6 protein-coding genes are annotated in these 6,645 nt (G+C 62.7%); 5 read left to right on the top strand and 1 reads right to left on the bottom strand.

The window, feature by feature from the left end:
• The first annotated feature begins 174 nt into the window (after positions 1-174).
• From hydA to ACOI1H_RS22645, 5 genes are all read left to right on the top strand, one after another.
• Positions 175-1,626, top strand: coding sequence for a dihydropyrimidinase (gene hydA / locus ACOI1H_RS22665; protein ID WP_422440386.1), 1,452 nt, complete (start codon positions 175-177; stop codon positions 1,624-1,626).
• A gap of 173 nt (positions 1,627-1,799) precedes the next feature.
• Positions 1,800-2,579, top strand: a complete 780-nt coding sequence (locus ACOI1H_RS22660) for an ABC transporter ATP-binding protein (protein ID WP_422440384.1) — start codon at positions 1,800-1,802, stop codon at positions 2,577-2,579.
• A gap of 68 nt (positions 2,580-2,647) precedes the next feature.
• A complete protein-coding gene (locus ACOI1H_RS22655; RefSeq protein WP_422440382.1) occupies positions 2,648-3,565 on the top strand; it encodes an ABC transporter permease in 918 nt (305 codons plus the stop codon).
• The gene (locus tag ACOI1H_RS22650) at positions 3,562-4,398 is read left to right on the top strand and encodes an ABC transporter permease (RefSeq protein ID WP_422440381.1); all 837 of its coding nucleotides are present in this window, start codon (positions 3,562-3,564) and stop codon (positions 4,396-4,398) included. The genes ACOI1H_RS22655 and ACOI1H_RS22650 overlap by 4 nt, the downstream gene beginning before the upstream one ends.
• Positions 4,399-4,440: 42 nt before the next feature.
• Positions 4,441-5,424, top strand: coding sequence for an ABC transporter substrate-binding protein (locus tag ACOI1H_RS22645; RefSeq protein WP_422440380.1), 984 nt, complete (start codon positions 4,441-4,443; stop codon positions 5,422-5,424).
• Positions 5,425-5,490: 66 nt separating this feature from the next.
• On the opposite strand, the gene ACOI1H_RS22640 is transcribed toward ACOI1H_RS22645, so the two are convergent.
• Positions 5,491-6,492, bottom strand: coding sequence for an HWE histidine kinase domain-containing protein (locus ACOI1H_RS22640; protein WP_422440379.1), 1,002 nt, complete (start codon positions 6,490-6,492; stop codon positions 5,491-5,493).
• Positions 6,493-6,645 lie beyond the last annotated feature (153 nt).

The following is a 6,645-nucleotide window of genomic DNA, read 5'->3' as shown; positions in this document are numbered from 1 at the left end:
TCACAACGAGGCGGAAGAGATCAGCAAGGAATGGGCCGCAGCCGGGGCCGACGTGCTGTTCCACGCGGTCGTCGAGACTGCGGGGATCGTGGGTTAGAGGGCGCTGCCCCCGGCCCCAGGGGGCTTCCCCCGAGATATTTTTGACCAGAAGAAGGTCGGACGAGGAGAGCTATGATGGGCAAGGTGATCAAGAACGGGACAGTCGTGACCGCCGATCTGACCTACAAGGCGGACGTGAAGATCGACGGCGGCAAGATCGTCGCGATCGGGCCGGACCTGACAGGGGACGAGGTGCTGGACGCTGCCGGCTGCTTCGTCATGCCCGGCGGCATCGATCCGCACACCCATCTGGAAATGCCCTTCATGGGCACTTATTCGGCGGACGATTTCGAAAGCGGCACCCGCGCGGCGCTCGCGGGCGGGACGACGATGGTCGTCGATTTCGCCCTGCCGTCGCCCGGTCAGGGCCTGCTGGATGCGCTGCAGATGTGGGACAACAAGTCGACGCGGGCGCATTGCGATTATTCCTTCCACATGGCCGTGACCTGGTGGGACAAGCAGGTCTTTGATGAAATGCCTGCGGTGATCGAACGCGGCATCACCACCTTCAAGCATTTCATGGCCTACAAGGGCGCTTTGATGGTCAACGACGACGAGCTTTATGCCTCGTTCTCGCGCCTGAGCGAGCTGGGCGGCATTGCGATGGTTCATGCGGAAAATGGCGACGTCGTTGCCGAGCTGTCGGCCAAGCTGCTGGCCGCCGGCAACACCGGACCCGAGGCGCACGCCTATTCCCGCCCCACGCAGGTCGAAGGCGAGGCGACGAACCGCGCCATCATGATCGCCGACATGGCGGGGGTGCCGCTTTATGTGGTGCATACCTCTTGCGAGGAGTCCCACGAGGCGATCCGCCGGGCGAAAATGCAGGGCAAGCGCGTCTGGGGCGAGCCACTGATCCAGCATCTGACGCTGGACGAATCCGAGTATTTCAACACCGACTGGGACCACGCCGCGCGGCGTGTCATGTCGCCGCCGTTCCGGAACAAGCAGCATCAGGACAGCCTCTGGGCCGGGTTGCAAAGCGGATCGCTGTCCGTCGTGGCGACGGACCATTGCGCCTTTACCACGGACCAGAAGCGCACCGGCATTGATGACTTCACCAAGATCCCGAATGGGACGGGGGGGCTGGAGGATCGGCTGCCGATGCTCTGGACCCATGGCGTGAACACCGGTCGACTGACACCAAACGAGTTCGTGGCCGTAACCTCGACCAACATCGCCAAGATCCTGAACTGCTATCCCCGCAAGGGTGCCGTGCTGGTGGGGTCAGACGCCGATCTGGTGGTCTGGGACCCGGAGGCCACCAAGACGATTACCGCCGGTGCCCAAGAATCGGCCATCGATTACAATGTATTCGAAGGCCAGCAGGTGAAGGGCCTGCCGCGCTACACCCTGACCCGCGGTCGGGTCGCGTTTGCCGATGGCGCGATCATCCCGGAGGCGGGGCATGGGCAGTTCGTGGCGCGCGAGGCGAAGGGGTCCGTCAACCAGGCGCTGTCGACGTGGAAAGAACTGACCGCCCCGCGCCCGGTGGAACGGTCAGGCATTCCGGCTACGGGGGTTTAAAGTGTCAGATTGCGAATGTGGCTGTGGAGACAAGACCAAAGGTGGGACATTCCTGCCAGGCCACGATCAGCGCCTGCGGGCGCGTCTTGAGGCAGAGATTGGTGGACTTCTAAAGTTGCGTGATTTGGTCGAAGGCGAATTGGCGAAACACAGGACTAGTGTGACGAACGTCAATGAGTGACTCCGTAATTCGCGCAGACCATGTCGACCTGACCTTCCAGACCAACGACGGCCCCGTTCATGCGCTGAAGGACGTGACGCTGGACATCGATAAGGGCGATTTCGTCAGTTTCATCGGGCCGTCGGGGTGCGGTAAGACCACGTTCCTGCGCTGCATCGCGGGGCTGGAGGTGCCGACGGGCGGCGCATTGACGGTCAACGGGATGTCGCCGGAGGAGGCGCGGAAGGCACGGGCCTATGGCTACGTCTTTCAGGCGGCGGGGCTTTATCCGTGGCGGACCATCGGCGGAAATGTAAAGCTGCCGCTGGAGATCATGGGGTTTTCCAAGGCGGAGCAGGCCGAGCGGGTGAAGCGCGTGCTGGACCTCGTGGACCTTGCCGGGTTCGAACGGAAGTTTCCGTGGCAGCTTTCGGGCGGGATGCAGCAGCGGGCCAGCATCGCACGGGCGCTGGCTTTCGATGCAGATATCCTGCTGATGGACGAACCCTTCGGCGCGCTGGACGAGATCGTGCGGGACCATCTCAACGAGCAACTGCTGAAACTTTGGGCGCGCACGAATAAGACGATCGGTTTCGTGACCCATTCGATCCCCGAAGCGGTCTATCTGTCCACCCGGATTGTCGTCATGTCGCCGCGCCCCGGTCGAATCACGGACGTGATCGAAAGCACCTTGCCGCAGGAACGCCCCCTCGACATCCGCGACTCGGCGGAGTTCATCGCCATCGCCCACCGGGTCCGGGACGGGCTGCGGGCGGGGCACTCCTATGATTGATCACCGTGCCTGCGGCAATGGTTGAACGATGTGCATTACCCTTATCCGGCCAGATGAAGGGGACGCCGTTGCGTAACGTGCTGCCAATCCTGACGGTCGTTGCCGTGCTGCTGGGGCTTTGGGTGCTGGCGGTCGTGCCGATGAACATTCACCTCGCCGTGGATCAGGCGCAGCGGGACGGGGTCGTGGTGACGCCACAGACACCGATGGAACGGCAGGATGTGGGCGCACTGGCGCTGGCGGCGCGCAATCCGGGCGTGATCGCTTCGACCTACACGCTGGATCGGCCGCGATTGCCGGGGCCACAGCAGGTCGTGGGCGAAGTGTGGAAAACGACCGTGGGCACACGGATTTCGTCGAAACAGAGCCTTGTCTATCACGGCTGGGTCACATTGTCGGCGACGCTTTTGGGGTTCGCCATCGGCACGACGCTGGGGATCGCACTGGCGGTCGGCATCGTGTTTTCCCGCACGATGGACCTGAGCGTCATGCCCTGGGCCATCGCCAGCCAGACGATTCCCATTCTCGCACTTGCACCGATGATCATCGTGATGATGGGATCGCTGGGAATTCAGGGGCTGCTGCCCAAGGCGATCATCAGCGCCTACCTGTCGTTCTTTCCGGTCGTCGTCGGCATGGTGAAGGGATTGCGCAGTCCAGATGCCATGCAAATCGACCTGTTGCACACGTATTACGCCAGCCCGGGGCAGGGGTTCTGGAAGCTGCGGCTGCCAGCCTCGTTGCCCTACCTTTTCGCGTCGCTCAAGATCGGGATTTCAGCCGCCCTTGTCGGGGCCATCGTCGGCGAACTGCCAACCGGCGCGCGGGCCGGGTTCGGCGCGCGGATGCTGGTGGGCGACCAATACGGGCAACCGCTGGTCACCTGGGCGGCGTTGTTCGCTGCGGCGATCACCGCTGCCGCACTGGTCGGCCTGTTCACCCTGATGGAGCGCATGTCGCTGAAGCGCATGGGGATGGTCCGATGATGGTGGCCGCCGCCGTGATGCTGGTCTGGGGTGTGGGCTGGTTCATCAACCTGATGCTGGCGCGGCGCGACCACAGCGCGGCGGGCTGGGCGGCACCGCTGGTCTTCGGCCTGACCCTACTGGTGATCTGGGAGGTCGGCGTGCGTTTGGGCAACGTCAGCCCGATCATCCTGCCGCCACCATCCGCCATCGCGGTCAGGTTCGCGGACAGCCTGCCGATCCTGTGGGCCGACTTCGTCCAGACGATCCTGAAGGGCGCGCTGACCGGCTACATCGCGGGCGCACTGGCGGCCTTCGCCGTCGCGGTCATGGTGGACCGGTCGGATTTCCTGACGCGGGGCATCCTGCCGGTCGGAGCGTTCATGGCCGCGCTGCCGATCGTCGGCACGGCCCCGATCTTTGTCAAATGGCTGGGGTCGGACTGGCCGTCCAAGGCCGCCGTCGTTGGCGTCATGGTGTTCTTTCCGATCCTCGTGAACACCGTTGCAGGGCTGCGCGACACGACCCAGATGCAACGCGACCTGATGCGCACCTACGGTGCCGGCTACTGGCCGTCCTTGCTGAAACTGCGCGTTCCCGCCGCACTCCCTTTCGTGTTCAACGGGTTGAAGATCGCCACGACCCTGGCGCTGATCGGGGCCATCGTCGCCGAATTCTTCGGCTCGCCCACGGTCGGGATGGGATTTCGCATTTCGACCAGCGTGGGCCAGCTTGCGCTGGACCTCGTCTGGGCAGAGATTGTGGTAGCGGCCCTTGCCGGAAGTGCCTTTTACGGCGCGATGGCGCTGATCGAGAAACGGCTGACCTTCTGGCATCCATCCCAACGTCCATAACAGACCGGCCAACCCCGGCATCCCATCATCAAGGAGAGAACGATGAAACACCTGATTACTGCCGCCTCGCTGGCCTTTGTCGCCAGCCAGGCCAGCGCGCAAGACAACGACGTGACGTTGCAATTGCAATGGGTCACGCAGTCCCAGTTCGCGGGCTACTACGTCGCGCAGGACAAGGGCTATTACGAGGAAGAGGGGCTGAACGTCACCATCCTGCCCGGCGGCCCGGACATCGCACCGCCGCAAGTGCTGGCCGGTGGCGGTGCCGACGTCATGCTGAACTGGATGCCCTCTGCCCTGTCCGCCCGTGAAAAGGGGCTGCCGGTCGTGAACATCGCGCAGCCGTTCAAGACATCCGGCCTGATGCTGACCTGCTGGAAGGACACCGGCATCACGAGTGTCGAGGATTTCAAGGGCAAGACCATTGGCGTCTGGTTCTTCGGCAACGAATATCCGTTCCTGTCATGGATGAGCCAAGCCGGCATCTCGACCGACGGTGGCGAGGATGGCGTCACGGTGCTGAAGCAGGGCTTCAACGTCGATCCACTGCTGCAGCGGCAGGCCGACTGCATTTCCACCATGACCTACAACGAATACGGTCAGGTGCTGGACGCGGGCGTCAACCCGGACGAGCTGGTCACGTTCAAGTATGAGGACCAGGGCGTCGCCACGCTGGAAGACGGCATGTGGGTGCTGGAGGAGAACCTGTCCGATCCCGCATTCGTCGACAAGATGGTCAAGTTCGTCCGCGCGTCCATGAAGGGTTGGAAATACGCCGAGGAGAACCCCGCCGAAGCCGCGCAGATCGTCATCGACAATGACGAAACCGGTGCCCAGTCACTGGAGGCGCAGGAGCGCATGATGAACGAGGTGGCACTGCTGACCGCTGGGTCGAACGGCGCGCTGGACGAGGCCGATTACCAGCGCACTGTCGATACGCTGCTGGCTGGCGGGTCCGATCCGGTGATTTCCGCGGCACCAGAAGGGGCCTGGACCAGCGTCATCACCGATCAGGCCCTGAACTGATTTCCTGACACGAAACGGGGCGCGGCGACATCTGTCGCCGCGCCCCTCTTGTCGTTGGCAAAGGGGTCAGGCCGAGGTCAGGCGTTGGTCGACCATGACCTGATAGACGAACCCACCAGTCAGGAATTCCCGCGTCGCGGCACCCGACAGCTGAGTCGGCACCACGCTGTCCAGAATGAACGACCCGAAACCGCGCCTCTCGGGTGTCGCCTCGATCATGATGCCGGATTCGCGCCAGTCGAAGTGGTAACCGTCCTTGCCGCGCGGAACCCATTTGACCGTCAGCCGCCCATCCCGCGATTTTAGTGCGCCATGCTTGATCGCGTTGGTCGTCAGCTCATGCACGGCCAGCGTCAGAATCTGCGCCTCTGCCGCGTTCACGACGATATTGGTGCCTTCGATCGTGATCTGACTCTCGTCCAGATCATTGTAGTCGGCCAATTCGCGGCTGACGATCTTTTCGATGCTGATGTCGTCCCAGTGGTCTCCGGTCAGGTAGGTATGCGTCCGGGCCAGCGCCATCATGCGGCCTTCGAACTTTGGCAGGAAATCGTCGAAATCGGTGCTGCTCGCGACCGTGCGCTTGGCCGTCGCGGACACCAGCGCAAAGATGTTGCCGATACGGTGCTGCATTTCGCGCATGACGGCATCCTTCAGCCGTTCGGCCATCACCTTGCCCGTGACATCCTGCGCCTTCTGGATGACGTAGGGGATCGACCCGTCGGCGGCCGGGACCGGATTGTGCTGACAGTTCCACCAGATTTCCTTGCGGGTTCCGGTGTCATGGCCGTCTTCGTCATAGATCGGAATGGCGTAGGGCACGTCGATCAGCGTGCTGGATTCGCCGGACAGCGCCTTGCGAAAGGCCGCCCCGAACATCTCCAGCCGTTCGCCCTCTTCGGGAAACGCTTCGAATACATGCTGGCCCTGGATGTCGTCCAAGCGGCGCCCGACGGTCTCAAGGTACAGATCGGTGGCGGTGACGATGCGCAAATCGCGGTCCATCACGACGCAGGCCGCCGGCAGATTTGTGAAGAGGACATCCCATGCGATCGGTGGTTGTGTCATGGTAAAGGGTGGGCCTTGTCGATCAAATCGTCCGAGCCGACGACAACTATCGCGTTCATGCGATGTCGGTATTTTCCTTATTATTCGACAACACGCAATGCCATAGTAGCGATGGATGGAGTTCAAGGATCAAAATGGCGAATGTCAGCTAAC

It is taken from the genome of Loktanella sp. DJP18 (assembly GCF_049310965.1).
Lineage (GTDB): Bacteria > Pseudomonadota > Alphaproteobacteria > Rhodobacterales > Rhodobacteraceae > Loktanella.
This window is presented reverse-complemented; position numbering and strand designations above follow the sequence as displayed.

Coding starts and splice junctions, on each gene's coding strand:
- hydA (WP_422440386.1), top strand. CDS start 175: ATGGGCAAGGTGATCAAGAACGGGACAGTCGTGACCGCCGATCTGACC.
- ACOI1H_RS22660 (WP_422440384.1), top strand. CDS start 1,800: ATGAGTGACTCCGTAATTCGCGCAGACCATGTCGACCTGACCTTCCAG.
- ACOI1H_RS22650 (WP_422440381.1), top strand. CDS start 3,562: ATGATGGTGGCCGCCGCCGTGATGCTGGTCTGGGGTGTGGGCTGGTTC.
- ACOI1H_RS22645 (WP_422440380.1), top strand. CDS start 4,441: ATGAAACACCTGATTACTGCCGCCTCGCTGGCCTTTGTCGCCAGCCAG.
- ACOI1H_RS22640 (WP_422440379.1), bottom strand. CDS start 6,492: ATGACACAACCACCGATCGCATGGGATGTCCTCTTCACAAATCTGCCG.